Source organism: Rhizobacter sp. Root1238 (assembly GCF_001425825.1).
Taxonomy (GTDB): domain Bacteria; phylum Pseudomonadota; class Gammaproteobacteria; order Burkholderiales; family Burkholderiaceae_C; genus Rhizobacter.
This window is the reverse complement of the sequence record NZ_LMDM01000014.1, coordinates 25,345-50,416: the sequence shown is the minus strand read 5'-3', so window position 1 is coordinate 50,416 and position 25,072 is coordinate 25,345. Positions and strand designations below refer to the sequence as shown.

Annotated in this window: 25 protein-coding genes; 18 read left to right on the top strand and 7 right to left on the bottom strand. The window is 70.7% G+C overall.

Going from position 1 to position 25,072, the window contains the following annotated elements; translation table 11 throughout:
• Window positions 1–89 precede the first annotated feature (89 nt).
• From ASC98_RS12995 to ASC98_RS12975, 5 genes are all read left to right on the top strand, one after another.
• Window positions 90–1,754 carry a FecR domain-containing protein gene (locus ASC98_RS12995; protein WP_082541759.1) on the top strand — a complete coding sequence of 555 codons (1,665 nt, stop codon included), beginning with the start codon at window positions 90–92 and terminating at the stop codon, window positions 1,752–1,754.
• A 10-nt stretch (window positions 1,755–1,764) separates the two neighbouring features.
• Window positions 1,765–4,557 (top strand): CHASE2 domain-containing protein, encoded by a 2,793-nt coding sequence (locus ASC98_RS12990; protein WP_056807727.1) that lies wholly within the window; start codon window positions 1,765–1,767, stop codon window positions 4,555–4,557.
• Window positions 4,558–4,629: 72 nt separating this feature from the next.
• Window positions 4,630–5,094, top strand: coding sequence for a hypothetical protein (locus ASC98_RS12985; RefSeq protein ID WP_056807725.1), 465 nt, complete (start codon window positions 4,630–4,632; stop codon window positions 5,092–5,094).
• Entirely contained in the window at window positions 5,091–5,708 is a 618-nt protein-coding gene (locus ASC98_RS12980) for a hypothetical protein (RefSeq protein ID WP_056807723.1), read from the top strand. The genes ASC98_RS12985 and ASC98_RS12980 overlap by 4 nt, the downstream gene beginning before the upstream one ends.
• On the top strand, window positions 5,705–6,445 hold the full coding sequence (locus ASC98_RS12975) for a hypothetical protein (protein WP_056807721.1): 741 nt from the start codon (window positions 5,705–5,707) through the stop codon (window positions 6,443–6,445). The genes ASC98_RS12980 and ASC98_RS12975 overlap by 4 nt, the downstream gene beginning before the upstream one ends.
• Here ASC98_RS12975 and ASC98_RS12970 read toward each other — a convergent pair.
• On the bottom strand, window positions 6,352–6,879 hold the full coding sequence (locus ASC98_RS12970) for a chorismate pyruvate-lyase family protein (RefSeq protein WP_056807719.1): 528 nt from the start codon (window positions 6,877–6,879) through the stop codon (window positions 6,352–6,354). The two genes, ASC98_RS12975 and ASC98_RS12970, sit on opposite strands and share 94 nt — an antisense overlap.
• Between ASC98_RS12970 and pabB the strand changes: the two genes are divergently transcribed.
• From pabB to ASC98_RS12955, 3 genes are all read left to right on the top strand, one after another.
• Window positions 6,838–8,316, top strand: a complete 1,479-nt coding sequence (pabB, locus tag ASC98_RS12965) for an aminodeoxychorismate synthase component I (protein WP_369820815.1) — start codon at window positions 6,838–6,840, stop codon at window positions 8,314–8,316. The two genes, ASC98_RS12970 and pabB, sit on opposite strands and share 42 nt — an antisense overlap.
• Window positions 8,313–9,032, top strand: coding sequence for a hypothetical protein (locus ASC98_RS12960; RefSeq protein ID WP_056807714.1), 720 nt, complete (start codon window positions 8,313–8,315; stop codon window positions 9,030–9,032). Before pabB ends, ASC98_RS12960 begins: the two co-directional genes overlap by 4 nt.
• 70 nt (window positions 9,033–9,102) lie before the next feature.
• On the top strand, window positions 9,103–10,740 hold the full coding sequence (locus ASC98_RS12955) for a thioredoxin family protein (protein WP_082541762.1): 1,638 nt from the start codon (window positions 9,103–9,105) through the stop codon (window positions 10,738–10,740).
• Window position 10,741: 1 nt separating this feature from the next.
• Here ASC98_RS12955 and ASC98_RS12950 read toward each other — a convergent pair whose 3' ends face one another.
• Together ASC98_RS12950 and gstA are read right to left on the bottom strand one after the other, a co-directional pair.
• Window positions 10,742–11,110, bottom strand: coding sequence for a hypothetical protein (locus ASC98_RS12950; protein ID WP_157597817.1), 369 nt, complete (start codon window positions 11,108–11,110; stop codon window positions 10,742–10,744).
• Window positions 11,107–11,712 carry a glutathione transferase GstA gene (gene gstA, locus ASC98_RS12945; RefSeq protein ID WP_056807711.1) on the bottom strand — a complete coding sequence of 202 codons (606 nt, stop codon included), beginning with the start codon at window positions 11,710–11,712 and terminating at the stop codon, window positions 11,107–11,109. The genes ASC98_RS12950 and gstA overlap by 4 nt, the downstream gene beginning before the upstream one ends.
• A gap of 119 nt (window positions 11,713–11,831) precedes the next feature.
• Here gstA and ASC98_RS12940 point away from each other — a divergent pair, with 119 nt between their 5' ends.
• From ASC98_RS12940 to ASC98_RS12920, 5 genes are all read left to right on the top strand, one after another.
• Window positions 11,832–12,200: a glutaredoxin domain-containing protein gene (locus ASC98_RS12940; protein WP_056807708.1), complete on the top strand. Its 369-nt coding sequence runs from the start codon at window positions 11,832–11,834 to the stop codon at window positions 12,198–12,200.
• Window positions 12,197–13,702 (top strand): alpha/beta hydrolase, encoded by a 1,506-nt coding sequence (locus ASC98_RS12935; protein WP_056807706.1) that lies wholly within the window; start codon window positions 12,197–12,199, stop codon window positions 13,700–13,702. Before ASC98_RS12940 ends, ASC98_RS12935 begins: the two co-directional genes overlap by 4 nt.
• Entirely contained in the window at window positions 13,699–14,478 is a 780-nt protein-coding gene (locus ASC98_RS12930; RefSeq protein WP_056807704.1) for an ATP-binding cassette domain-containing protein, read from the top strand. The genes ASC98_RS12935 and ASC98_RS12930 overlap by 4 nt, the downstream gene beginning before the upstream one ends.
• Window positions 14,475–15,647, top strand: a complete 1,173-nt coding sequence (locus ASC98_RS12925; protein WP_056807702.1) for an ABC transporter permease — start codon at window positions 14,475–14,477, stop codon at window positions 15,645–15,647. Before ASC98_RS12930 ends, ASC98_RS12925 begins: the two co-directional genes overlap by 4 nt.
• Before the next feature lie 100 nt (window positions 15,648–15,747).
• Window positions 15,748–16,230 carry a GNAT family N-acetyltransferase gene (locus ASC98_RS12920; protein WP_056807700.1) on the top strand — a complete coding sequence of 161 codons (483 nt, stop codon included), beginning with the start codon at window positions 15,748–15,750 and terminating at the stop codon, window positions 16,228–16,230.
• A gap of 30 nt (window positions 16,231–16,260) precedes the next feature.
• Here ASC98_RS12920 and ASC98_RS12915 read toward each other — a convergent pair whose 3' ends face one another.
• Entirely contained in the window at window positions 16,261–16,632 is a 372-nt protein-coding gene (locus ASC98_RS12915; RefSeq protein ID WP_056807698.1) for a hypothetical protein, read from the bottom strand.
• 189 nt (window positions 16,633–16,821) lie between these two features.
• Between ASC98_RS12915 and ASC98_RS12910 the strand changes: the two genes are divergently transcribed.
• Together ASC98_RS12910 and ASC98_RS30330 are read left to right on the top strand one after the other, a co-directional pair.
• Complete coding sequence (locus ASC98_RS12910; protein WP_162249251.1) at window positions 16,822–17,517, top strand: helix-turn-helix transcriptional regulator; 696 nt, start codon at window positions 16,822–16,824, stop codon at window positions 17,515–17,517.
• Window positions 17,518–17,645: 128 nt separating this feature from the next.
• Window positions 17,646–17,804: a hypothetical protein gene (locus ASC98_RS30330; protein ID WP_157597818.1), complete on the top strand. Its 159-nt coding sequence runs from the start codon at window positions 17,646–17,648 to the stop codon at window positions 17,802–17,804.
• Window positions 17,805–18,096: 292 nt separating this feature from the next.
• Here the strand turns inward: ASC98_RS30330 and ASC98_RS12905 are convergent, their stop codons facing one another.
• The 3 genes from ASC98_RS12905 to ASC98_RS12895 all read right to left on the bottom strand — a co-directional run bounded on the left by ASC98_RS12905 (window position 18,097) and on the right by ASC98_RS12895 (window position 21,630).
• Window positions 18,097–20,124: a diguanylate cyclase domain-containing protein gene (locus tag ASC98_RS12905; protein WP_056807695.1), complete on the bottom strand. Its 2,028-nt coding sequence runs from the start codon at window positions 20,122–20,124 to the stop codon at window positions 18,097–18,099.
• A gap of 159 nt (window positions 20,125–20,283) precedes the next feature.
• On the bottom strand, window positions 20,284–21,267 hold the full coding sequence (locus tag ASC98_RS12900; RefSeq protein ID WP_056807694.1) for a tripartite tricarboxylate transporter substrate binding protein: 984 nt from the start codon (window positions 21,265–21,267) through the stop codon (window positions 20,284–20,286).
• An 87-nt stretch (window positions 21,268–21,354) separates the two neighbouring features.
• Window positions 21,355–21,630, bottom strand: a complete 276-nt coding sequence (locus ASC98_RS12895) for a YkgJ family cysteine cluster protein (RefSeq protein ID WP_056819995.1) — start codon at window positions 21,628–21,630, stop codon at window positions 21,355–21,357.
• A gap of 174 nt (window positions 21,631–21,804) precedes the next feature.
• Here ASC98_RS12895 and mnmG point away from each other — a divergent pair, with 174 nt between their 5' ends.
• Genes mnmG through ASC98_RS12880 form a run of 3 tightly spaced genes read left to right on the top strand, consistent with a single transcriptional unit; the run spans window position 21,805 to window position 25,050 of the window.
• Window positions 21,805–23,787, top strand: a complete 1,983-nt coding sequence (gene mnmG / locus ASC98_RS12890; RefSeq protein ID WP_056807692.1) for a tRNA uridine-5-carboxymethylaminomethyl(34) synthesis enzyme MnmG — start codon at window positions 21,805–21,807, stop codon at window positions 23,785–23,787.
• On the top strand, window positions 23,774–24,436 hold the full coding sequence (gene rsmG, locus ASC98_RS12885; protein WP_056807690.1) for a 16S rRNA (guanine(527)-N(7))-methyltransferase RsmG: 663 nt from the start codon (window positions 23,774–23,776) through the stop codon (window positions 24,434–24,436). Before mnmG ends, rsmG begins: the two co-directional genes overlap by 14 nt.
• Window positions 24,433–25,050: a LysE family translocator gene (locus tag ASC98_RS12880; RefSeq protein WP_056807688.1), complete on the top strand. Its 618-nt coding sequence runs from the start codon at window positions 24,433–24,435 to the stop codon at window positions 25,048–25,050. The genes rsmG and ASC98_RS12880 overlap by 4 nt, the downstream gene beginning before the upstream one ends.
• Window positions 25,051–25,072: the final 22 nt, after the last annotated feature.

Here is a 25,072-nt window from a genome sequence, read left to right as displayed (position 1 = left end):
GCCCATGCTATCTTTCCGCGCTCTGGGCCGGGTCAGGGCTTGGCCGCATAGACGCGCCGGGCTGGATCGGGTCCGAGGGGAGGCACACGATGTCCCGTTCGCCGGCTGGGAGTGCGATGCGCGACGCCCGCGGCGTTGCAGCGGCCATCGCGTTGGCGATGCTGCTGTGCGCGGGCACCGGCCATGCGGCCGACGCCGATCCGGCGGCCGCCGACTGGCATTACCGCGTCGTCCCCGGCGACACCCTCTACAGCATCGCCAACAGCTACCTCGCGCCCGGTGCCGGCTGGCAACGCCTGCAGCGCCTGAACCAGGTCGCCGACCCGAAACGGCTCGAACCCGGCCGCCAGCTGCGCATGCCGGTGGCCTGGCTGCGCGCCGAGGCGGCGGTCGCGAGCGTCGCCTTCCTGTCGGGCGGCGCGCAGCGCGAACGCGCCGGCGAGCGCATCGCGCTGGTGGTCGGCGACACGCTGCGGCCGGGCGACCTGCTGCGCACCGAGCCCGACGCGAGCGTGACGCTGCGCCTCGCCGACTCGACGCGCGTGCTGCTCTCCGGCGGCTCGCAGCTGCGCATGGATTCGCTGCTGGTGTTCGGCCACAGCGGCGTCACGCGCTCGCAGCTGACGCTCGACCAGGGCGAGGCGGAATCGCGCGTCAACCCGCAGCACACCCGCGGCTCGGCCTACGACATCCGCACGCCGGTGCTGACGCTGGGCGTGCGCGGCACCGAGTTCCGCGTGCGCGTGGCCGCCGGCAGCACGGCGGCCGAAGTCATCGAGGGACGGGTCGCGGCCCGCAGCGGCCGCAAGCCGGTCGCGACCATCGCCGACGGCTTCGGCATGGTGGCCGATGCGGCAGGCGCCACGCCGGTGAAGCCCCTGCCGCCGGCGCCCGGCCTGTCGACGCTGCCGACCCGCTACGAGCGGGTGCCGCTGCGCTTCTCGTGGCCGGCCCTGGCCGGTGCGGTCGGCTACCGCGCCCAGGTGTTCGCCGACGAGGGCCTGAACCAGCGGCTGCTCGACGGCAGCTTCACCGAGCCCGCCGCGCAGTGGGCCGACCTGCCCGACGGCCGCTACCTGCTGCAGGTGCGCGTACGCGATGCGCAGGGGCTGGAAGGCCGCAGCGCGCAGCTCGCGTTCACGCTGAAGGCGCGGCCGGAGCCGCCCTTCACCACCGAACCGCGCGACGAAGGCCATGCCTACGGCGAGCGCGTCGAATTCAGCTGGACGAAGGCGGCGGCCGCACAGCGCTACCACCTGCAGGTGGCCGACGACGCGCGCTTCGAGACCGTGCGCATCGACCGCGGTGACGTCGGCGGCGAACGTCTCGGCCTCGCGTTGCCGCCCGGCCGCTACCACTGGCGCATCGCGAGCATCGCCACCGGCGACGACCACGGCCCGTTCAGCGACGCCAGCAGCTTCGAGCTGCGCGAGACGCCGCCGCCGGCCACGCTCGCGCCGCCGAAGGACGAGGGCGGGCAGCTGGTGTTCCGCTGGCGCGAACGCAGCAGCGACGACGCCTACGACGTGCAGGTCGCGACCGATGCCGACTTCACGCAGCTGGTGCTGGAGCGGCGCGAGAACCTGCCCGAGCTGGTGATGCCGCGCCCTGCCCCCGGCCGCTACTGGTTGCGCGTGCGCACGCAGCAGGCCGACGGCTTCACCGGCCCGTGGGGCGCGACCCAGCAGTTCGATGTGCCGCGCAGCCTGTGGTGGTGGCTGCTGCCGGGCGCCGCGGTGCTGCTGTTGCTGTGAGAGCCGTGCGGTGAAGTGGCCCGCGCCGACCGGCCGCCGCGCGGTGCTCCTCGCGCTGCTGGCGAGCGCGCTGCTCGCCGGGTTGATCGCCGCCAGCGGCACGCTGGCGCCGGCGCAGACCGCGTGGCACGACCAGCAGGCGCGCGTGCTCGCATCGCGCGATGGCGCGCCCGGCGTGCTGGTGGTCGACATCGACGAGGCGTCGGTCGAGGCGCTGCGACCGCAGTTCGGCGGCTGGCCGCCCGACCGCAGCCTGCTCGCGCTGGTCGCCGAGTACCTGCTGGACATCGGCGCGCGCAGCGTCGCGATCGACGTGTTGCTGGCCGACCCGCGCGACGGCGATGCGGCGCTCGCCGCCACGCTCGCGCGCCACCGGGGCCGCATCGTGCTGGCGGTCAGCGTGGCGCCGCAGCCGCCCGGCGATGGCGAGTGGTTGCCGCCGCAGTCCGGCACCGGCGGCTGCGGCGCGCAGGCCTGGCCGGGGCTGCTGATGCCGTCCCCGGCGCTGATGGCCGCCTCGCCGGTGCTCGGCATGGTGTCGATGCCGACCGACGACGACGGCCAGTTGCGCGCGCTGTCGCTGTGGCATGCGTCTACCGTGCGGGGCGTGCCGGCCCTGTCGCTGGCCTCGCTGCTGGCAGCCGAGGGACTCGCGCCCGGCGCCCTCGCCTGCGCCGAGGGCCAGGCGCGGGCCGGCGATCACCGCTGGCCGGTCGACGCGGCCAGCCGCGTGCGGCCACGCTGGCCGGCGCGCGGCGACAGCGTCGCGCTGCGCTCCTACCTGTCGGTGGTGCAGGCCGCGCGCGGCGAGCTGCGCGACGACGAGCTGCGCCGCCAGGTGCAGGGCCGCAGCATCGTGATCGGCGCGAGCGCGGTGCTGAGCGACCGCGTGCAGACGCCGCTCGGTCCGCGCTGGGGCCCGGCGGCACTCGCGCAGATGCAATCGGCGCTGGCGACCGGCGCATTGTTCGCGCCGCCGCGTCCGGCACTCGATGCGATGTGGTGGCTGCTCGCGCTGCTGCCCGGTGCCGTCGCGCTGTGGCGCGGCATGCTGCGTCCGCACGCCGACCTGGCGTGGTGCGCCGCCACCGTGCTCGCGCTGGTGCTGCTCGATGCCGCCGGCGTGCTGTGGCGCGCGCAGCTGTCGAACCTGCTGCCGGTGCTGGTGCTGCCCGCCTGCCTGGCCGCGCTGTCGCACGGCCATGGCCGCCGCGTGCTGCGCGCCGAGCGGCTGCAGCTGGAGCGCGAGCGCGCCGGCGCCGAGGCGGCCAGCCGCATGAAGAGCGAGTTCCTCGCGCACATGAGCCACGAGATCCGCACGCCGATGAACGCCTTGCTCGGCTCGGCCGAGCTGCTCGCGCAGACGCGGCTCGACGAGCGCCAGGGCCGCCACGTCGCGCTGTTCCAGTCGGCCGGCGCGAGCCTGATGGAGATCCTGAACGACCTGCTCGACCTGTCGAAGATCGAGGCCGGCCTGCTGGAGCTGCACCGCCAGCCGTTCTCGCTGGTCGAGCTGGTCGCGAGCCAGACGGTGCTGTTCGAGGCGCGTGCGTCGCAGAAGGGCTTGCGGCTCGTCACGCAGTTCGACCCGGAGCTGCCGGCGGTCGTCAACGGCGACGCACCGCGCCTCGCGCAGGTGCTGCGCAACCTGCTGGGCAACGCGGTGAAGTTCACGCACCGCGGCAGCGTGACGCTGGCGGTGCACCGCGTGGCCGACGCGCCCGGACTGCTGCGATTCGAGGTGCGCGACACCGGCATCGGCATCCCGGCCGACCGGCAGCGCACGATCTTCGAGGCCTTCACGCAGGCCGACAGCGGCGTCGCGCGGGCCTACGGCGGCACCGGGCTGGGCCTGACCATCAGCAGCCGGCTGGTGGCGCTGATGGGCGGGCGCTTCGGCGTCGAGAGCCGCGAGGGCGAGGGCTCGTGCTTCCATGTCGAGCTGGCGCTGCCGGTCAGCACCGACGCGCCGGTCGCGGTGTGGGCGCCGAGCACGCCCGAGCCCCACGGCGCGATGCAGAGCTCGCTGCGCATCCTGCTGGCCGACGACAACCCGCAGAACGTGCTGCTGGTGCAGGCCTACCTCGAAGGCGAAGGCCACCGGATGGACGTGGTGCACGACGGCGCGGCGGCGGTCGAGCGCTTCGCGTCGCAACCCTACGACCTGGTGCTGATGGACGTGCAGATGCCCGGCATGGACGGCTACCAGGCCACGGCCGCGCTGCGCGCGCTGGAGCGCCGGCGCGGCAGCGCCCCGGTGCCGGTGGTGGCGCTGACCGCGAACGCGCTGCCCGACGACGAGCGGCGCAGCCTGCAGGCCGGCTGCCAGGCGCACCTGACGAAGCCGTTCTCGCGCGCGCAACTGCGCCGCGTGATCGCCCGGCTGACCGGCGCGGACCCGCAGGCGGGTGCCGGCGAACGCCCCGAGGTCGCCGCCTTTGCGGACGCGCCGCCGCCGTTGCCGGCGCTGGCCGCGCTGCCCGGCTTCGACCTCGCGACGGCGCTCGCGCGCATGGAGGGCCAGGTCGGCCTCTACCTGCGCGTGCTGCACGCCGCGCGCGACGCGATCGGTGCGTGGAGCGGCCGTTTCGCGGCGGCGCAGGCGGCCGGCGACGCGGCGCAGGCGCTGCGGCTGGCGCATGACCTGAAGTCGACCGGCGCGACGCTCGGCGCCACCGGCCTTGCGGCCGCCGCAGAGCGGCTCGAGGCTGCGCTGCGCCGTGGCGCGGCCGCGGACGCCTCGATGCTGACCGACATCGAAGCCCAGTTGCAGCCTCTGCAATCGGTGCTGCGCGACATGTGACGACATGGGCTGACGACAGTACTTTACGAAGGCCCCCACAGCGAGCCGCCATGCGGGCTGGCGCGTGCCGGGGTGGCGCTGCGCACCGACCATCCGCCGGCCGCCGGCAACACCTTCTGCGGCATGGTGAAAGCGCCGACGCTGCGCAACGTGGCGACGCGCCAGGCCTTCTTCCACAACGGCGTGATGCATTCGCTGGAGCAGGTGATCCGCTTCTACAACACGCGCGACACGCTGCCGGAGATCTGGTACCCGACCGTCGGCGGCCAGCCGAAGGCCGTGCCGGATGCCGGCTTCCCGGGCTACGGCCTCGTGAAGACGCAGTACGTCGGCGGCCAGGTGAAGAAGTACGACGACCTGCCGCCGCAGTTCGTCGCCAACATCGACACCCAGATGCCGCTGGACGGCCGCAAGGCCCACAGCGCACCGCCGATGAGCGAGCAGAACATCGCCGACCTGATCTGCTTCCTGAACACGCTGACCGACGGCGACCAGCCGCCGGCGGCGCCCGCTTCAACCGGACCCTGCACGCCATGAACCCGCTCACCTGTCGACTGATCGCGCTGATGGGCGCCATGCTCGCCATCGCCGGCTGCCACCCGGCGCCCGACCAGGCCACGTTCACCGCCGCGATGACCACCTACCTGGCCCAGCGCGGCGACCTGTGCCTGGGCAAGTCCGCCTGGCCGATCGACGTGACGCAGCACGAGGTCGACGTCGGCGGCCGCAACGCGCTGCAGATGCCGGTGCTGGAACGGCTCGGGCTGGTCCGCTCCGGCGTGGCCGAAGTCGTGGTCGACGACGAAGGCACGAAGCACGCGATGAAGGTGCGCCGCTTCGACCTCACCGAGGCCGGCCAGCGCTACCTGGTGCAGCGCGATGCGAAGACGCGCGACTTCTGCGCCGCGCACCTGTCGCTGGACCGCGTCGTCGGCTGGAAGCTCGACCGGGGCGAGCGCGGGCCGGACACGCACGCCCGCGTGACCTACACCTACCGGGTCGACGCAGCGCCGTGGACGCGCGACGGCGAGATCCAGAAGGTGTTCCCGGTCGTCGCTGGCGTGGTGCGCGGCGCCGGCACGGCGCAGCTCGAAGAGAACTTCGTGCGCACCGAGCAGGGCTGGGTCGCGGTCGACCTGCTGGGCACATGACGGCCCGGCTGCGCTTTGCGCCGGCGCTCGGCGAATGGGTCGCGCAGCACCTGGCGCAAGGGCAACCGCCGGCCGCACTGGTCGACGCGCTGCGCGAGCGGCAGGTGGCACCGGCGGCGGCGCAAGCCCTCGTCGACGCCTTCGTGCGGGCGCGCGAGCGTGGAACGCCCTTGCCGGTCGACACCGTCGCACTCGGTGCGTGCCTGGCCGACGGGCCGGTGATCGAGACGAACGACCGCCGCATCCGCGTCGCGATGCGGGCAGACGAGCCGGTGCTCGCGGTGCTGCAGGACGTGCTGGACGTCGACGAGTGCGAGGCGTTGATCGCGCTGGCGCGCCCGCGGCTGAAGCCATCGACGCTGGTCGACCCGATGACCGGCCGCGACGTGGCGAACGGCTTGCGCGGCAGCCTCGGCATGTTCTTCCGGCCGGCCGAGACGCCGCTGATCGCGCGGCTCGACCGGCGGCTGGCCGAGCTGATGGGGCTGCCGGTGTCACACGGCGAAGGCCTGCAGCTGCTGCACTACCCGGTGGGCGCCGGCAGCGCGCCACACTTCGACTTCCTGCAGCCGTCGGCGAGAAGTGGGTCGCGACCAAGTGGATGCGCGAGCGGCCGTTCGCCAGCCTCTGACGCTGGGGGCGATCAGCCGAGGACCGGCTCGGGCTGCGGCACCAGTCCGCCGCGGAACACCTCGAAGATCAGCATCAGCGGCCCCTCGGGCGTGACGATGCGGTAGGCCCGGCTCGCCCGCGAGTCCGGCAGCCCGACCACCTTCCACAGCCCGGCTTCGAGCGCCGGTTCGCTCTCGATCGCCTGGCGCTGCACGAACAGCCGGGCCAGCAGGTGGCCGATTGGCGCAGCGCCTTCGTCGAGGCCGCGCAGGAACCAGTCGGGCACCGCGTCGAGGCGGGTGTACGACAGGTTGTCCATCAGCACCTGGCCATCGGCAACCAGGCTCGTCACCCGCTCCAGCCACGACGTGCCGCCGAGCTGCTCGGCCACGGTGCGCGGCACCTCGGTCGTGCGGTGCTGGTGGTGCAGCAGCACCTGCACCGGCAGGCCGCACATCGCCGAGCAGGTGCGGGTGGTGGAGCCGTCCTGCGCCAGCAGCAGGCGGCGCAGCGACTCGTGCCGCGCCGTCGGGGGGAAAAGTTGCCGCTCTACACTCATGCGCCCTGTGTCCTGTGCGTGTACTGCGTGGCTGATTCCGGTTCGAGCATCCTACCCCTGCCGCTGGCAGCCACCCCGCAAGCCCTCTGCGGCCGACTGCTGGCCCGCGGACCGGCCGCGCTGCTGGAGAGCAGCAAGCCGATGCCGGGACTGGCGGGCTGGTCGTACCTGGCCGGGCCACCGGCCGCGGTGCTGGAGACCGATGCGCAGGGCACCTGGCTGCGCGACCCGGGAGGCACGGTGCTGTCGCGGTGGAGCGACCCGTTCGACGCGCTGCGCGACCTGCTGGCCCGCACCGCGCTGCCGGCCGGCGAGCGGCCCGCGGGCCTCGACTTCGCCGGCGGCTGGCTGGGCTGGCTCGGCTACGACCTGGCACGCCACGTTGAGCGCCTGCCGGTGCAGGCCGCGATCGACCCCGCGCTGCCGATGATGCGCCTGCTGCTGTGCGACCAGGTGCTGGCCCACGAGCACGCGACGCAGCGCTGGTACGCCTGCCGCAGCCACTGGCCGGGTCTCACCGACGCGCGCGACGACGCCTGGCAGGCCTTGCTCGACGCGGCCGCCGGGCCGGCGCCGCCGGCGACGCAGTTCCGCGCCGGCGAGATGCGCTCGCGCACGCCGGCCCCGCGCTACCTGCAGCAGGTGCGCGAGGTGCTCGAGCTGATCGCGCAGGGCGACCTCTTCCAGGCCAACCTGTCGCACCGCCTCGAAGGCCGCTTCGAAGGCGACCCCTTCGCGCTGTACCGCACGCTGACCGCCCTGAACCCGGCCCCGTTCGCCGCCTACCTGCCATTGCCGCAGGGCGCGATCGCGAGCGTGTCGCCGGAGCGATTCCTGCGGCTGGACGGCCGCGACGTCAGCGCGCGGCCGATCAAGGGCACGCGCCCCCGCGGTGCCGATGCGCCGGCCGATGCGCAGCAGCGCGCGGCGCTGGCCGCGAGCGTGAAGGACCGGGCCGAGAACCTGATGATCGTCGACCTGATGCGCAACGACCTGGGCCGTGTCGCGCAGGTCGGCAGCGTGCGCGTCGACGGCCTGTTCGAGATCGAGGCGCACCCGAGCGTGTTCCAGATGGTGTCGACGGTGCGCGCGCGGCTGCGCGACGGTGCCGGCATCGCCGAGCTGCTGCGCGCCTGCTGGCCGCCGGGCTCGATGACCGGTGCGCCGAAGGTGCGCGCGATGGAGGTCATCGAGGCGATCGAGCCGGTGCGGCGCGGACCCTACGCCGGCGCCATCGGCTACTTCGACGCGGCCGGCGGCATGGACCTGTCGGTGGTGATCCGCACCGCGGTCGTGCACGGCGAGCGGGTGATGGTGCAGGTCGGTGGCGCGATCGTCGCCGACTCCGAGCCGCGCGAGGAACTCGACGAGACGCTGGCCAAGGGCCGGCTGCTGTTGCATGCCTTGCGCGAGGGATCGAAACTCCCGCTTCGATGACGAGCCAAGCCACCCACCTGCTGACCGCCGTGCACCGCCGCCGCCTGCGCGAGGTCTGGCGCTCGGCCGGCTGGCCGTGCCAGGACCTGGTCGAGGTCGAGCTGCTGTTCCTCGGCCTGCTCGAACGGGTGCTGCAGGCCTCGGGCCACGAGACCTTGCGCGTCACCGAGGCCGGCATCGCGGTGCTGGCCGAGACGCTGCAGCGCAACCGCGCCCGCCGCGACGCGCACGAGCAACTGGTGGAGCGCGTGGCCCGCGAGATGACGCGGGCCGGCCGCCTGGCGTGGCGCGGACTGTCGGTGCGCGCCAGGGTCGACGAGGGCTGGGTGATGGCAATGCCCGATGTGTTCTCGATCCGCCACACCACCGTCGAGGCCTACCTCGAACCGATCGTCCACGAGATCAAGGTGCAGCGAAGCGACCTGCTGTCGGACCTGCGCCGCGCCGCCAAGCGCGCGGCCTACCTGCAGCTGAGCAGCGAGTGCTGGTACGTGCTCGCCGAGGGCATTGCGCGCGCCGACGAGATCCCGCCCGAATGCGGCGTGCTGGTGGCGCGCGGCGGCACGCTCGACGTCGAACGGGCGGCGCCGCGGCGGCCGATGCGCATGCCCTTCCACCTGTGGATGGCGCTCGCGCGTGCGACGCCGCTCGAAGGCTGGCGCGACGAGGACGCGCAGGCGCACCTGGGCGCGCAGCCTTCGTTGCCAGGCGAATAAGGTCGATCGGATTTCGAGGATCGATCCATCGCGATTGCGCCACACTGGACGCCTTGCCCGGGAGATCCCCATGAGAATCCAACCGCCCTTCGCGATCCTGAGCTTGCTGGCCCTGCTGGCCGCCTGCTCCCGGCAGGAAACGCCGCCGCCCGCTGATCCTGGTGCCGCCGCCGCTGCCGCTGTCGCGAAGGCCGCCGCCGTCAACGCCGCCAATGCGCAGCAAGACACCCCCGGGATCGCCTGGCGCCAGGCCGCGAGCGACGCGGACGTCGATGCCGCCTTCGCCGACGCGAAGGCCGCGAACAAGCCGGTCTTCGTCTACTGGGGCGCCAAGTGGTGCCCGCCCTGCAACCAGGTCAAGGCCACCCTCTTCAACCGGCAGGATTTCATCGAGCGCTCGCGTGCCTTCGTGCCGGTCTACATCGACGGCGACAGCCCCGGCGCGCAGAAGCTCGGCACGCGCTTCGCGGTGCGCGGCTACCCGACGATGGTGCTGTTCAACCCGGCGGGCGCCGAGGTGACCCGCCTGCCCGGCGAGGTCGATGCCGCGCAGTACACGCAGGTGCTGACGCTCGGTATCAGCGCGCAGCGCCCGGTGAAGGCGGTGCTCGCCGATGCGCGCGCCGGCAACGCGGGCCTGTCGGCCAACGACTGGAAGCTGCTGGCGTTCTATTCGTGGGAGACCGACGAGCAGCAGGTGCTGCCGAAGGCGCAGTCGGTCGCGGTATTGCGCCAGATCGCGCAAGCCTGCCCGGCCGACGCGCCGGAGACCTCGCAGCGGCTGCTGCTGAAGGCGCTGACCGCCGGCGACGCGGCGCAGGTGAAGGCGATGCCGGCCGACCGCGAACGCGTGCTCGCGCTGCTGGCCGACCCGGCCGCCGCCCGCGCGCAGATGGACGTGCTGACCGTCAGCGCGGCCGACCTGGTGCGGGTGCTGTCGGCCCCGAAGACGCCGGCGCGCCCGCAGCTGCTGGCCGCCTTCGACGGCGCGCTGAAGGGCCTGCAGGCCGATGCCACGCTGTCGCGCGCCGACCGGTTGGCCGCGTTGACCGCGCGCGTCGACCTGGCCCGCATCGATCTCGCGAAGGACGCCGCACCGGCGCTGCCCGACGCGCTGCTGGCCGAAGTGCGCGAGCAGGCGGCGCGGGCCGACCGCGAGATCACCGACGGCTACGAGCGCCAGGCGGTGATCACCAGCGCGGCCGACCTGCTGGAGATGGCCGGCCTGCTGGACGAATCGGACACGCTGCTGAAGGCCAACCTCGCGAAGAGCCATTCGCCGTACTACCTGATGCTCGGGCTGGCCGCCAACGCGAAGAAGCGCGGGGACAAGGCCGGCGCGCTGACGTGGTACGAGGCCTCGTTCGACAAGAGCGAAGGCCCGGCGACGCGGCTGCAATGGGGCGCGCGCTACCTGGCAGCGCTGGTCGACCTGTCGCCGCAGGACGATGCGCGCATCGAGCGCGCCGCGCAGCAGCTCTTCACCGAAGCGGCCGGCCAGCCGGGCGCCTTCTACGAGCGCAGCGGCCGTTCGCTGCAGCGCGCCAGCGACAAGCTGCTGGCCTGGCAGCGCACGCCCGGCCAGCGCGCGGCGGTGAAGCGGCTGCAGGCGCAACTCGACGCCGCCTGCCGGCAACTCCCCGACGGAGACAGCCAGCGCGCGACCTGCGACGCGCTGCTGAAGCCGGCGGCGAAGAAGACCGCCTGACTCAGCGCTTGCGGGCGCCGAGCTGCAGTTCGTAGCGCGCGCCCTTGTCGCGGTCGGCGAACTGCAGCGTGTCGCCCTGCCAGGCGTAGTCGGCGCTGAACTCGTCGAGCTGCATGCTGCCTTGCATCAGCACCACGTCGAGCTGGCTGCTGCGCAGCTTCAGCCGGTAGACGACATCGCTGATCTGCACCTGCACGCGCTGGCCGCTGCGCCAGTCGACCCGGGCCGGGCCGCAACTGGGCGCAGCGTCGGACGTGGCGACGCACAGCTGCGCGTCGTAGCGCCCGACCGCCGGGGCGGCGTTCGCATTCGCCACCGACAGCGCTGCCAGCACAGCGCACGCGGCAGCGCCGCGTCGAAAAGGGGTCATGTCAATCCTTCGGCTTTCATGGCGTCCTGCACCGCCGGGCGGGCGCCGACCCGCTCGACGTACGCCGACACGTTCGCCAGCCCCGCGAGCTCGACACCGACACGCGGCGCCCAGCGGCTCACGGTGAAGAGGTAGGCGTCGGCGATGCTGAAGTGCTCGCCCATCAGGTAGGCCTTGCCGCTCAGCTGGCCGTCGAGCCACGCGAAGCGCCCCTGCACCTTGGTCCGCATCACCGCCTTGGCCTCTTCCGGCATCCCGGGGTTGAACAGCACGCCGAAACCCTTGTGCAGTTCGCTGGTGATGAAGTTCAGCCACTCCTGCACCCGGTAGCGCAGCATCGTGCCGTTGGCGGGCACCAGGTTCTTCGTCGGCACCTGGTCGGCGATGTACTGCACGATCGCCGGGCCCTCGGTCAGCCGCTCGCCGGTGTCGAGTTCGAGCAGCGGCACGTAGCCCTTCGGGTTGATCGTGTAGTAGTCGGTGCCGTCGGCGAGCTGGTGCGTCTTGGTGCTGGCCAGCACCGGCTCGAAGGCGAGGCCGGCCTCGCGCAGCACGATGTGGGGCGACAGCGAGCAGGTACCGGGGCTGTAGTAGAGCTTCATGGTGAGCCTTCGTCGGGAGTGGCGGACCCGGTATTACACAGCGGCCGCCGGGCCGGCGCCATCGGGTGCGAAGGCGGCCTGCGTGTCGGCTAATCTCCCGCCTTTGCATTGGAGCCCGCATGCCGCGCCAAGTCCTTGAAGAATCCCGATTGCACCCGGCGATCCGCGACAAGGTCGCCACGCTGCATGCGGACATCGTCCACAACGTGCAGGCCGCGGCCGCGTCGAACCCGGTGCTGGTGGTCGGCATGGCGCAGAACCCGCACTGCCGCCGCGTCCGCCGGGCGCTAGAGGGTGCCGGCGTCGCGCACCACTACCTCAAGTTCGGCAGCTACCTGAGCCAGTGGCGCCCGCGCGCGGCGCTGAAGATGTGGACCGGCTGGCCGACGTTCCCGATGGTCTTCGTCAAGGGCACGCTGGTCGGCGGCAACGACGACGTGCGGCGGCTGGTCGCCAGCGGCGAACTGAAGCGGTTGCTGGGCGAATGACGCGCGGGCCGCTCGCCGCGATGATGGGCGCCGTGCTGGCCGCGGGGCTCGGTGGCATGGCCGTGCCGGCACGCGCCGCCGACGATGCGCCCACGCCCTGCCGCGTCGCCGGCCTGCGCAACGAGGTGCTGTGCGGCCAGCTGCGACGCCCGCTCGACCCGGCCCGGCCGGCGGGGCCGCAGATCGACGTGCACTATGTCGTCGTGCCGGCAATGGCTCGCCGCAAGCTGCCCGACCCGGTGTTCCTGCTGGCCGGCGGGCCGGGCCAGAGCGCGATCTCGCTGGCCGGCAGCGTGATGCCGCTGTTCCAGCGCCTGAACAACCGGCGCGACATCGTGTTCGTCGACCAGCGCGGCACCGGCCGCTCGGCGCCGCTCGCCTGCGACGACGGACCGGAGAACGCGCCCGACGGCGGCCGCGAGACGCTGGCCGACGAGGCCGACCCAGCCCGGCAGTTCGCCCGCATGGCCGCCTGCCGCAACCGCCTGGCCGCACGCGCCCCGCTCGCCGTGCCGGCCGACCTCGGCTTCTTCACGACGACGCTCGCGATGCAGGACCTCGACGCGGTGCGGGCGCGCCTGGGCGCTCCACGCATCGACCTGGTCGGCGCGTCGTACGGCACGCGGGCCGCGCTGGAGTACCAGCGGCAGTTCCCGGATCGCGTGCGGCGCAGCGTGCTCGACGGTGTCGCGCCGCCGGACATGGTGCTGCCGGTCAGCTTCTCGACCGACGGCCAGCAGGCGTTCGACGCGCTGCTGGCCGCCTGCGAAGCCGAGGCCGCCTGCACGCGCGCGCACCCGACGCTGCGCGCCGACTGGAAGGCGCTGCTCGCCGGCCTGCCGCGTGAGGTCAGCACCGCGCACCCGCTGAGCGGGCGCATCGAGCGTTTCACGCTGACGCGCGAGACGGTGCTGGGCGCGGTGCGCGGCACGCTGTACGCGCCGTGGATCGCCGCCGCGCTGCCGACCGCGCTGCACGATGCGGCGCAGGGCCGTTTCGAGGGCCTCGTCGGGCTCGGCGGATTGCTGGGCGCGCGCAAGGGCATGGGGCTCGCGATGGGCATGCACTTCAGCGTCGTCTGCGCGGAAGACGCACCGCGGATGGCGCAGGCGACCGACCCGCCGGGGGCCGATTTCGGCCGCTCGCTGGGCGCGCTGTACGCACGCGTCTGCACCGACTGGCCGCGCGGCGCAGTGCCCGACGCTTTCTATCGCCTGTCGACCAGCACGACACCGGTGCTGCTGTTGAGCGGCGGGCTGGACCCGATCACGCCGCCGCGCCATGCCGACCGCGTCGCGCGTGCGCTCGGGGCGCTGGCGCGCTCGGTGGTGGTGCCGAACGCGGGGCATGGCGTGATGGGCGTCGGCTGCGCGCGCGACCTGATCCAGCGCTTCATCGATGCGGCCGACGATGCCGCGGCGCTGGCGCTCGACACGACCTGCCTGGTCGCGGTGCCGCGCCCGCCGGCCTTCGTGCCGCTGCAACCCGGAGCGCCGACATGATCCGCATCGACCATGTGGCCAAACGCTTCACCGCCGCGCGCGGTCGCAGCGTGCAGGCCGTCGCCGACGTGCACCTGCATGCCCCCGATGGCTGCATCACCGGCCTGCTCGGGCCGAACGGCGCCGGCAAGACGACGACGCTGCGCATGCTCGCCGGGCTGATCACTCCGGACGCCGGCCGGCTCGAGGTCGACGGGCTCGACGTCGCCACGCAGCCGCGCGCCGCGCTGGCGCGCATGGGCGTGCTGGCCGATGCACGCGGGCTGTCGCTGCGGCTCAGCGCCCGCGAGAACATCGTCTACTACGGCCGGCTGCAAGGGCTCTCGCGCGACGCCGCCCACGCGCGCGCCGACGCGCTGGCCGAGTCGCTGGACCTGAAGCCGCTGATGGAGCGCCGCACCGACGGCTTCAGCCAGGGCGAGCGCATGAAGACCGCGCTGGCCCGCGCGCTGGTGCACGACCCGGCCAACATCGTGCTTGACGAGCCGACCAACGGGCTGGACGTGCTGGCGACGCGCGCGCTGCGCGAGGTGCTGCGCCACCTGCGCAGCCCGGCCGGCGGCGGCAAGTGCATCGTGTTCTCGACGCACATCATGCAAGAGGTGGAGCGGCTGTGCGACAGCGTCTCGGTGGTCGCGCACGGCCGCACCGTTGCCAGCGGCACGGTGGCTGAACTGCTCGCGCAGACCGGCGAACAGGACTTCGAGGAGGCCTTCGTGAAGCTCGCGTTTGCCGAGGAACTCGCGCAGCCGGTGCGCCTGGAGGCATCGGCATGAGCGGCCTCTCGTTGCTGTCGATCGTGCTGCGCAAGGAGCTGGCCGACGCGTTGCGCGACCGGCGCACGCTGATCGTCGTGCTGATCTCCAGCGTGCTGCTGGGGCCACTGGTGCTGGTCGCGCTGTCGGGCCTGATCGCGACCTTGGAGGCCCAGGCCGAGAAGCGCGAGGTCGTCGTCGCGGGCATCGAGCATGCGCCGGCGCTGCGCAACTTCATCGAGCGGCAGAGCTATGTCGTGACCCCCGCACCGGCCGACTACGAAGCGAAGCTGCGGGCACAGAAGCTCGGCGACCCGGTGCTGGTGATCCCCGCCGGCTTCGAGGCCGCACTCGTGCGCGGCGAGCAGCCGGTGCTGCAGGTCATCTCCGACACCGGCAACAAGGCGGCGGAGGCCGGCGCCGGCCGGGTGCAACGGCTGCTGGCGGCGTACGCGCGCGAGCGCGGTGCGCTGAGCCTGGCGCTGCGCGGCGTGTCGCCGCAGTTGCTGGAGCCGATGCAGGTGGAAGAGCACGACCTCGCGAGTGCGCAAGGCCGCGCCGCCCAGCTGACCGGCATGCTGCCGTTCTTCGTGATCATGGCCGTGGTCTACGGCGCGCTGAATGCCGCGCTGGACACCACGGCCGGCGAGCGCGAGCGCGGGTCGCTGGAGCCGCTGCTGGCCAACCCGGCGCCGCGCTGGGCGGTGGTCGGCGGCAAATGGGGCGCGGTGTTCGCGCTCGCGATGCTGATCGCGGTGCTGTGCTGCCTGAGCTTCCTGCCGGCACAGTGGCTGCTGCGCAGCGACACGCTGCAGGCGATGTTCCAGTTCGGCTGGGTCGAGGCGCTGCGGTTCGTCGCGCTGCTGCTGCCGCTGGCCGCGGCGCTGTCGGCGCTGCTGATGGCGGTGGCGATCCGCTGCAAGACCTTCAAGGAAGCGCAGGCGAACAGCACGGTGGTGGTGCTGGCCGCTTCGCTGCTGCCGCTGATGACCCTGTTCAACCAGGGCGGCGAGGCGTGGTGGCATGCGTGGGTGCCGGGCCTCGCGCAGTTCACGCTGATGACGCGCGTGCTGAAGGGCGAGGCGCTGGCGATGCAGCCGATCGCGATCTCGCTGGGCGTCTGCACCGTGCTGACGGTGGTGAGCATCGTGTTCGTCGCACGGCACCTGCGCGCCGCGGCGGTTAGATGACGACCCCTCGTTCGGCGGGTACACCGGGCGGTCCCCCGTGGGGACGCGGGCCGGCTTGGGGCGGCCCGGCGCTCGGCCCGCCAGCGGGCATCATGTCGGGATGAGCACTCCTCCTCTCTCCCTCGATGCGCTGCAATGGCGCTTCTGCCGCTTCGACGAGCTGTCGCTGCGCGAGCTGCACGACATCTACATGACGCGCCAGCAGGTTTTCTGCGTCGAACAGAACTGCGTGTACCTCGATGTCGACGGCCATGACGAAGCGGCATGGCACCTGGCTGCATGGCTGCCGTCGCAGCGCCAACCGTTCGCCTATGCGCGCTTGCTGCCGCCAGGCGCCAAGTATGTCGAGCCGTCGATCGGCCGGGTGATCACCAGCGAGGCGGCGCGCGGACTGGGCATGGGCCGCGAGCTGGTGCGGCGTGCGATCGCGCATGCGCGCGACGTGTTGCCCGGCCATGGCATCCGCATCTCGGCGCAGTCGCGGCTGGAGGCGTTCTACGCGGGCTTCGGGTTCGAGGTGGTCGGCGAGCGCTACATGGAAGACGGGATCCCGCACACCGAGATGGTGCTCGCGGCGGGGTGAACGCGGAGCGGGCGCTGTGCCCCGTGGTGCTCAGGCCGCGCGGTCCAGCGCGCGTTGAACTTCCGATTGCCACGGCAGCGTGTGCACGATCTCGTTGAGCCGCAGTGCCACTTCCATGCCGGTGAGCTTCTCGCCGCCGGCACCCAGCAGCTGCAGGTTGGTGATCAGACCGAGCGGGTCGGCCATCGCGACGATGCCTTGCTCCAGCTGCACCCAGTCCCACGCCACGCCTGCCGCGCCTTCGGAGAGCGGGCCGCCCCACAGCGTCTGGCCGGTGCTCGGTCCGTCCTCATCGCCGGGATTCAGCACCCGGGTGCCCAGGTGAACGAAGTGAAGATCCGGGGTGCTGTCCGCGTGCCACTTGACGGGTGGCCAGGCGTAGATGGTCCATGCAGGCGTCATAGCGGTTGATCGTGTTGATCCCTGAGTTTTGTGATTGGCCAATAATGTGGTCAAGTCACGGTCGCGCCTAGCTGTAAACCTTGCCAGCTGTAATCTCTGTCAGCTGTAAGACCTTTCAGGTTTTGCAAGGTCGGACGCCGGGCACAGATGCTTGCCAGTGAAAGAAGGACCATGCTGCAAGGTGGGTACATGTCGGTGCTGCAGGCACAAAGCCGTGACGAGTTTCGCGGTGAGATCGTTCGGTTTACGCAGGAATTGGGCTTCGAACGGGTCAGCGCAATCACCGTCATCGATCACTTCCTTGGCGAGCCGGAGTTCATCGCGGTCGACAATGCCCCCGACGCGTACCGCGATTCCTTCGAAGCCGTGGGAAATGGCAGCAAGGATCCGGTGATGCAGCACTGCAAGCGGCAGAGCGTTCCCATCATCTGGGACCAGAACACGTACACCGCCTGCGGCCAGGGCGAGAAGTGGGAACATCAGGCCCGCTTCGGCTACAGCCACGGCATCAGCCTGGCGCTTCACCTGCCCGATGGGAAACACTTCGTGCTGGGCGTGGAACGCGACCAAGCCTTGCCACATGACCGCCAGGAACTGACGCGGATGGTGGCCGACTTGCAGCTGTTCGCGGTGCACGCCTATGAGGGCGCTGCGCGCATTCTCATCCCCGCCGCGCAGGAGCCAGGCGCGTCGCCGCTGACGCCCCGCGAGGTCGAAACGCTGCGCTGGACGATGGACGGCAAGACCGCGTGGGAGGTCGGCAACATCCTCGGAATCAGTGAGCGAACTGCTGTACTGCATGTGAACAACGCGATGCACAAACTGGGTTGCGTCAACAAGCATCAGGCCGTTCTGAAGGCCTTGCGCATGGGGCTGATTCGTTGACTTTCGCACTGCCCGAACTTGGCAGACAGCGATACCTGTAAGAGCTGACAGTTACCGCAAACGAGGGGGGCTGCTGCAATAGAGCCAGTGCACGAGTTGGCGTGCACGCAGCAAGCCAGGAGCTCCTCATGCAACAAGCAATCGCACTGATCCCTTCGACGCAATCGAGCGACAAGGTCCGCTTCGAAAGCGAGTCGAAGATCGTTCGCAATGAGCCCGTCGTTCTCGACAGCAAGTTGCTGCGCCTGATCAGCGGCGGTACGGATACGCCGAACAAGACTTGGTGAGATTCCTGGACGCAAGTCCAGTCGTGAGAGTGTCAGACCGTAGTAAAAGTTGATCGAGCAGTGATCGGGCGCTCCAGATTCCCGGGATCACTGCAACGAACTCAGCGGAGGAAGTAGTAAATCGAAGAGGAACCCGTGAGCGGCTGTCACCGCAGCGAGGTTCCCTCGAAGAGACAGGGATGTCCCTGATCTCGTCAATGTCAGTCGTGCCAAGCCAGGTCTGTTGCGTTTCGAACTGTCGAAGTGCCAACAGGCTTGGCCCGGCCGCCTCAGCTCCCGCGAGGCCGGCCCGTCAAACTCCCACCAGATTCCGAGTCGCTGTCATCGCAGTGGTATAGACCACCACCTGGTTGCGTCCGTCGCGCTTCGCGGCGTAGCAGGCCATGTCGGCGGCCCGCAGCACCTCGGTCGCATTCGCGAAGCCGGCACCGACATGCACGAGCCCGATGCTCGCCCCCACGCTGAAGCTGCGACCCTCCCAGGCCAGGCGATAGCCGTTGATCGCCACCCGCAACGTGTCGGCCAGGTCCACCGCGCGTTTGACCGGGCAGTGCGGCAGCAGCACCGCGAACTCGTCGCCGCCCAGCCGTGCCACCGTGTCCGATGGGCGCACGCGATCCTGCAGTTGTGCGGCGATGTCGCGCAGCAGCGCGTCGCCAGCCGCGTGCCCTGCACTGTCGTTGACCGCCTTGAAGCGATCGAGGTCGATGAACAGCGCACAGAACGGCTGCTCGGCCGCTCCCAGCGTCGCCTCGTCGAGAACCTTCTCGAACTGCACCCTGTTGGCCAGGCGCGTCATCGCGTCATGCGTCGCCGACCACGACAGCCGCGCGTTGCGTTCATGCGCTTCGGTCACGTCCTCGACGATCCAGATGATGCCGGCGCGCCGATCGCTGTCGGGCAACAGGCTGCCGCGGATGTGGCCCCAGAACGTACTGCCATCGCGCCGCGCGAGCTGGCTTTCGGCCTCAAACACACCCGTCTCGCCCAACGCGTCGCGTGACTGCTGACTCAGTTGCTGGTGCTGCAGTTCGCTCGTGAAGACCTGCCGTGTGTCGTGGCCGAGCAGCTCGGCCTTGTCGCGTCCGAAGAGTTCGCAGAAATGCCGGCTCACCAGTTCGAACCGGCCTTCGCGCGTGAGCGCGATGCCGGCATGGGCCGCATCCAGAACGGCCTGCAGCTGCATCAGCAGGCGATGGGTCTCGCGGCCTCGCAGTGCACGCTGTTCGACGACATGCTGGAAGGCCCGCGACAGCGCGCCGATCTCGCCACCACCCCGCGGCCAGTCGCCGCGCAGCGGCGCCTCGTCATCGAGCAGGCTCATCGCCCTCGCATGCAGGCGCGAGATGGGCCGCGTGATGAACCACGCCAGCAAGCCCGCCAGCAACGCCGCCGCCAGGCCCACCAGCGCGCCGACGCGCCAGGCCGTGTCGCGCGCGGCGGCCAGCGATTGCATCGCATCGGTTTCAGGGGTGACGTGGACCAGCATCCATTCCGCAGCCGGCACGCCGGCCAGCGCCACGAGGTAGCCGTGGCCCACCGAGGCCGTGCCTTCCACGTGGATCGTGCTGCCATCAAGCACCCAGCGTTCGAACTCGGCGCTCAGGCCCGTTTCCTCGCGCGCATGGCGCAGGATGCGCTGGGGATCGGCATGCGCCAGGATTTGCCCGCTCTTGTCGATCACGAGATCGCGCGAGTTGTCGCGACCGGACGAATCGCGCAGGAACGACAGCAGCCCGGTCTTGTCCAGGCGCAGCGCTCCGCCGACGACAGCCGTCACCTGGCCATCGACCTGCCGCACCGGCACCGCGAAGATCAGGACAGCCGCATGGCTGATCGCGCTGACCAGCGGCCGCGACACCACCGGCAGCTTCTCGCGCATCACCCGCTGGAAGTACTCGCGATCGGCGAGGTTCGGAAGGTTCGAACCTGGCACGCCCTTCTCGAGGCGTACCAGCAGATCGCCGTTCGGGCCCATGATGAAGACGGAATCGAACAGCAGACCGGCGGACGGCTTGTCGATCAGGAACTGCGTCAGCGCCGGCCTGTCGCGCAGCATCTCGGGCCGGACTTGGCTGGCGACACCCTGCAGCGCCGTCTGCAGCAGCTCGAGCTTGCTGGACAGCAGGCTGGCGGTGCGCTCCACATCGTTCGCGCTCTGCAGCAGCAACTGCTGCCGCGATCGGCTCTGCGTGATCGACAGGATGAAGAGCGTCGTGACCGCGGTCGCACCGACGGCCGTGACCACGCCAGCCGCAACGATCTTGAACTTGACCGAAGAGGCAACCCGACGCAGCAGTTGACGAAACTTCAACACCATGGACGACGATCCAGCCACGGTGTCGGCGGCAACCCAGCGCCGCCCGACAGACCGTGTCCGGGGATGCTCCCACGGGCCCGGCGCCTGCAAAACACCGGGAAGCGAGTCGATCGTGGTTCAGTTCCGCCGTTGCCAGATGGAAGGCGGAAGCTCGGAAGCTCAGTCCGGCTTGATGCGCGCCCGCGTGATCACCGGTTTCCAGCGCGCCTGCTCCTGCGCGATGAACTGCGCGAACTGCGCCGGCGTGTTGCCGATCGCCTCGGCCGCATCGCCTTCCAGCCGCTCCCTGGCGGCCTGGGAGCGGATGGCCTTCGCCGCCTCCACCGCGAGGCGGTCCGCAGACGTTTGCGCGAGGCTGGACGGGGCCATCAACCCGTACCACTGCGTCATCTCGAAATTCGGAAAGCCCTGCTCGGCGACCGTCGGCACGTCGGGCAGTTGCGCCAGGCGCTGCTTCGACCCGGTGGCCAGACAGCGCAGCTTGCCGGCCTTGATGAACTGCAGGATGGCCGGCGCCCCGACCGACGCCGCATCGAGGCGGCCCGCCAACAGGTCCGTCAGCTGCGGCCCGGTGCCACGGTACGGCACATGAACGATGAACAAGTTGGCGACGGCTTTCAGGTATTCCATCGCCAGATGCCCCGCACTGCCGTTGCCGGCGGAACCGAAGTTCAACTGTCCCGGCTTGCTGCGCACCAGCGCGATGAACTCCTTCAGGTTCTTCGCCGGCACGTCCGGATGGACGACATAGAGGCTCGGCACCTTCGCCAGCAAGGTGATCGGGCGGAAATCCTTGATCGGGTCATACGGCAGCTTGTCGTACATGAACGGGTTCACGGCCAGCGTGCCGATGTGGCCGAGGATCAGCGTGTGCTGATCGTCGGCGTGCGCGACATCGGCCATCGCAATGTTGCCGCTGCCACCGGGCTTGTTCTCGACATAGACCGTCTGGCCCAGGCCTTTACCCAGCTCGACGGCGGTGGAGCGGGCGACGATCTCCGAGCTGCCGCCCGGCGCGAACGGCACGACGAAGCGGATCGGCTTCGTCGGCCAGGCAGCGCCCTGCCCCCAGCCGATCGACGGAATGCTGCCGGCCGCGACGGCAGCGAGCCACGTGCGGCGGGTGATGGAATCGAATGGCATGGCGTCTCCGCTCAGTCAGGATGGACCAGTCTAGAGAGCCGCCCTGCGTTCGGCATTGGGGGTAGCCGCAGCGGTGTCAGCGCGGTGTCAGCGCGGTGCCGGGCAGGTCTGGCGCTCAAGCCGGGTCAGCCAACGGATCGCGTGCTCGGCACTGGTGCCGCACATTTCGGCGCCTGGTTGCAACGAACCACAGACCGCGGGCCGATCCACCTGGCCGAAGATCTTGCAACGCTGCTCAGCATCGAGTTGCACGCACGGCACGCCCGCCGGCTTGCCATCGGGCATGCCGGGAATCGGCGTGCTGATCGACGGCGCGGTGCAGCAGGCGCCACAGCCGGGTCGGCAGGCCAAAGCGGTGTTCATGGGTTGTTCCACGTGAAACCAAGGTGTCGACGAAACCACGCTGCAGGCGCGGCAGGCCGTGACAACGGGTGACGGGAACGCGGGCCCCGCCTAAAATTCAGCCCTCGCCGGCGCCCCTCGCGCCCTGCGATTGCAGCGCGGAAAGCCGCTGCTGCGACCCCAACCGGAGCCCCCATGTTGTTCCCCCAAGATTTCGACGTGATTGTCGTCGGCGGCGGCCATGCCGGCACCGAGGCCGCACTCGCCGCCGCCCGCATGGGCTGCAGCACCTTGCTGCTGACGCACAACATCGAAACGCTGGGCCAGATGAGCTGCAATCCGTCGATCGGCGGCATCGGCAAGGGGCACCTGGTCAAGGAGGTCGATGCGCTCGGGGGCGCGATGGCCGCCGCCACCGATGAATCGGGCATCCAGTTCCGCATCCTCAACGGCTCGAAGGGCCCGGCCGTTCGTGCCACCCGCGCTCAGGCGGATCGCATTCTCTACAAGGCGGCCATCCGCCACCGGCTGGAGAACCAACCGAACCTGACGCTGTTCCAGCAAGCGGTCGACGATCTGATCGTCGAAGGTGATCGCGTCGTCGGTGCCGTCACGCAGGTCGGCATCCGCTTCCGCGCCCGGGCCGTCGTGCTGACGGCTGGCACCTTCCTCGACGGCCGCATCCACGTCGGGCTGCAGAACCACGCGGGCGGCCGGGCCGGCGATCCGCCCGCCGTGTCGCTGTCCGCGCGGCTGAAGGAACTGAAGCTGCCGCAAGGCCGGCTGAAAACCGGCACCCCACCGCGCCTGGACGGCCGCACGATCGACTTCTCGAAGCTCACCGAGCAGCCCGGCGACCTCGATCCGGTGCCGGTGTTCAGCTTCATGGGCCAGGCGTCCCAGCACCCGCGCCAGCTGCCCTGCTGGATCACCCACACCAACGAGCGCACGCACGAGATCATCCGCGGCGGCTTCGACCGCAGCCCGATGTTCACCGGCGTGATCGAAGGCGTCGGCCCGCGCTACTGCCCGAGCATCGAAGACAAGATCAACCGCTTCGCCGACAAGGACTCGCACCAGATCTTCCTCGAGCCCGAAGGCCTGACGACGCACGAGTTCTACCCGAACGGCATCAGCACCAGCCTGCCCTTCGACATCCAGCTCGCTGCCGTGCGCTCGATGCCGGGACTGGAGAATGCCCACATCCTTCGACCCGGCTATGCGATCGAGTACGACTACTTCGATCCGCGGGGCCTGAAGGCCAGCTTCGAGACCAAGTCGATCGGCGGCCTGTTCTTCGCCGGCCAGATCAATGGCACGACCGGCTATGAAGAGGCTGCGGCCCAAGGCCTGTTCGCCGGCATCAACGCCGCTCGCCAGGTCCAGGGACACGGGGCTTGGACGCCCCGCCGCGACCAAGCCTACCTCGGCGTTCTCGTCGATGACCTGATCACCAAGGGCGTGACCGAGCCCTACCGGATGTTCACCAGCCGTGCCGAATTCCGGCTGCAGCTGCGTGAAGACAATGCCGACCTGCGGCTCACCGAGGTCGGTCGCGAGATGGGCCTGGTGGACGACGCGCGCTGGGATGCCTTCAACCGCAAGCGCGATGCTGTTTCACGTGAAACCGAGCGGCTGCGCTCGACCTGGGTCCACCCCACCCTGCTGCCCGCGGCCGACGCCGAACGACTGCTCGGCAAGGCCATCGAGCATGAATACAGCCTGGCCGACCTGCTTCGGCGACCGGGGGTTGGCTTCGATGCCATTGCCGAAGTCGCCGCCATCGCCAAACCCGAGCTGGGTCTCTCACGCGCCGCATTGCAGGCCGAACTGGGCCTGACGCTCGCGGACACGGTGATCGAGCAGGCCGAAATCAGCATCAAGTACGCCGGCTACATCACCAAGCAGAACGACGAAGTCGAGCGCGCCGCCCATTTCGAAAACCTGCGCCTGCCGGCCGAGCTCGACTACGCCCAGGTCACCGCACTCAGTTTCGAAGCGCGGCAAAAGCTGGCGAAGCACCGGCCCGAGACCTTGGGCCAGGCTTCTCGCATCTCCGGCATCACCCCGGCCGCCATTTCGCTGTTGCTGATTCACCTGAAGAAAGGCCGCTTCAAGGAATTCATGACGACGGACCGTGCAGGCAACGACACCGCCCCGAACGATGCAGCCGCCTGAGGCCCGCGAGTTCGTCCTCGCCCGCGGGCTGGAGCGGCTCGGGCTGACGCTCGACGCCGACCAGCAGGCGCGCCTGCTCGCCTACCAGGACCTGATCGCGAAGTGGAACCGCGTCTACAACCTGACGGCGGTCCGCGATCCGGCCGAGATGCTGACCCACCACCTGCTCGACAGCCTGTCGGTCGTGGTGCCGCTGCGCCGGCATGCGGCCGGTCAGCCGCTGCGCTTGCTCGATGTCGGCAGTGGCGCCGGCCTGCCGGGGGTGGTGATCGCCATCGCCGAACCCGGCTGGCAGATCACCTGCGTCGACACCGTCGGCAAGAAGGCCAGCTTCATCCAGCAGGCCGCGGCCGAGCTGGGGCTGCGCCAGCTGCGGTCGCAGCATGCCCGCGTCGAAGAACTGCCGCCCGCCGGGGCCGATGTGGTCACCTCCCGCGCCTTCGCGTCGCTGGGCGATTTCACGCGGTTGACCGCGAAGCACCTCGCTCCTGCAGGCAGCACCTGGATGGCGATGAAGGGCAAGCCGCCCTCCACGGAAATCGCTGACCTGCCGGCCGATCTCGATGTGTTTCACGTGGAACCGTTGCAAGTGCCCGACCTGAACGCCGAGCGCTGCCTGGTCTGGATCCGACCCCGGGCTGCCGAATGACCGTCCTCGGCATCTCCGACTACGGGTCGTTCTGCCTGGCCATCGTGCTGTTCCTGGCACTGCCCGGTCCTGGCACGCTGGCCTTGCTCACGTCCACCGCGAAAGGCGGATTCCGAGCCGGTGCGGCCGCCACCTTCGGCGTGATCGCCGGCGACCAGGTGCTGCTGTGGTGTGCCGTCGGGGGCGTGGCCGCGCTGCTGGCGTCGCACCCGACCGCGTTCCGGCTGGTGCAGTACGGCGGCGCCGCCTACCTGGTCTGGATCGGCCTGCGCCTGCTGCTCGCCAGGCCCGGCGACGCCTCGCCGGTCCGCATCGAGCCGCGCGGCTATGCGCGCCAAGCCTTCCTGATCACCTTGCTGAACCCGAAGGCCATCGTGTTCTACATGGCCTTCTTCCCGTTGTTCATCAACCCGGCCACTCACCGCGGTGCGACCACCTTCGCCGCGATGGCCGCGACGATCGCGTTGATCACCCTCGCCTACTGCCTGACGCTGTGCGCGTTCGCGCAGTCGGTGTCGAACAAAGTGCGCCGGCACCGGCGATTGGCAGCGTGGTTGCAGAAGGCGGCTGGTATCTTCCTGATCGGCTTCGGCATCCGCCTCGGCAGCAACTGATCCCTCTTCCAGCAGCGCCCTC

Excerpts from the sequence above, each read along its gene's own strand:
- ASC98_RS12995 (WP_082541759.1), top strand. The coding sequence starts at position 90 with ATGTCCCGTTCGCCGGCTGGGAGTGCGATGCGCGACGCCCGCGGCGTT.
- ASC98_RS12980 (WP_056807723.1), top strand. The coding sequence starts at position 5,091 with ATGAACCCGCTCACCTGTCGACTGATCGCGCTGATGGGCGCCATGCTC.
- ASC98_RS12975 (WP_056807721.1), top strand. The coding sequence starts at position 5,705 with ATGACGGCCCGGCTGCGCTTTGCGCCGGCGCTCGGCGAATGGGTCGCG.
- ASC98_RS12970 (WP_056807719.1), bottom strand. The coding sequence starts at position 6,879 with ATGAGTGTAGAGCGGCAACTTTTCCCCCCGACGGCGCGGCACGAGTCG.
- ASC98_RS12960 (WP_056807714.1), top strand. The coding sequence starts at position 8,313 with ATGACGAGCCAAGCCACCCACCTGCTGACCGCCGTGCACCGCCGCCGC.
- ASC98_RS12955 (WP_082541762.1), top strand. The coding sequence starts at position 9,103 with ATGAGAATCCAACCGCCCTTCGCGATCCTGAGCTTGCTGGCCCTGCTG.
- ASC98_RS12950 (WP_157597817.1), bottom strand. The coding sequence starts at position 11,110 with ATGACCCCTTTTCGACGCGGCGCTGCCGCGTGCGCTGTGCTGGCAGCG.
- gstA (WP_056807711.1), bottom strand. The coding sequence starts at position 11,712 with ATGAAGCTCTACTACAGCCCCGGTACCTGCTCGCTGTCGCCCCACATC.
- ASC98_RS12940 (WP_056807708.1), top strand. The coding sequence starts at position 11,832 with ATGCCGCGCCAAGTCCTTGAAGAATCCCGATTGCACCCGGCGATCCGC.
- ASC98_RS12935 (WP_056807706.1), top strand. The coding sequence starts at position 12,197 with ATGACGCGCGGGCCGCTCGCCGCGATGATGGGCGCCGTGCTGGCCGCG.
- ASC98_RS12930 (WP_056807704.1), top strand. The coding sequence starts at position 13,699 with ATGATCCGCATCGACCATGTGGCCAAACGCTTCACCGCCGCGCGCGGT.
- ASC98_RS12925 (WP_056807702.1), top strand. The coding sequence starts at position 14,475 with ATGAGCGGCCTCTCGTTGCTGTCGATCGTGCTGCGCAAGGAGCTGGCC.
- ASC98_RS12920 (WP_056807700.1), top strand. The coding sequence starts at position 15,748 with ATGAGCACTCCTCCTCTCTCCCTCGATGCGCTGCAATGGCGCTTCTGC.
- ASC98_RS12915 (WP_056807698.1), bottom strand. The coding sequence starts at position 16,632 with ATGACGCCTGCATGGACCATCTACGCCTGGCCACCCGTCAAGTGGCAC.
- ASC98_RS12910 (WP_162249251.1), top strand. The coding sequence starts at position 16,822 with ATGTCGGTGCTGCAGGCACAAAGCCGTGACGAGTTTCGCGGTGAGATC.
- ASC98_RS30330 (WP_157597818.1), top strand. The coding sequence starts at position 17,646 with ATGCAACAAGCAATCGCACTGATCCCTTCGACGCAATCGAGCGACAAG.
- ASC98_RS12905 (WP_056807695.1), bottom strand. The coding sequence starts at position 20,124 with ATGGTGTTGAAGTTTCGTCAACTGCTGCGTCGGGTTGCCTCTTCGGTC.
- ASC98_RS12900 (WP_056807694.1), bottom strand. The coding sequence starts at position 21,267 with ATGCCATTCGATTCCATCACCCGCCGCACGTGGCTCGCTGCCGTCGCG.
- ASC98_RS12895 (WP_056819995.1), bottom strand. The coding sequence starts at position 21,630 with ATGAACACCGCTTTGGCCTGCCGACCCGGCTGTGGCGCCTGCTGCACC.
- mnmG (WP_056807692.1), top strand. The coding sequence starts at position 21,805 with ATGTTGTTCCCCCAAGATTTCGACGTGATTGTCGTCGGCGGCGGCCAT.
- rsmG (WP_056807690.1), top strand. The coding sequence starts at position 23,774 with ATGCAGCCGCCTGAGGCCCGCGAGTTCGTCCTCGCCCGCGGGCTGGAG.
- ASC98_RS12880 (WP_056807688.1), top strand. The coding sequence starts at position 24,433 with ATGACCGTCCTCGGCATCTCCGACTACGGGTCGTTCTGCCTGGCCATC.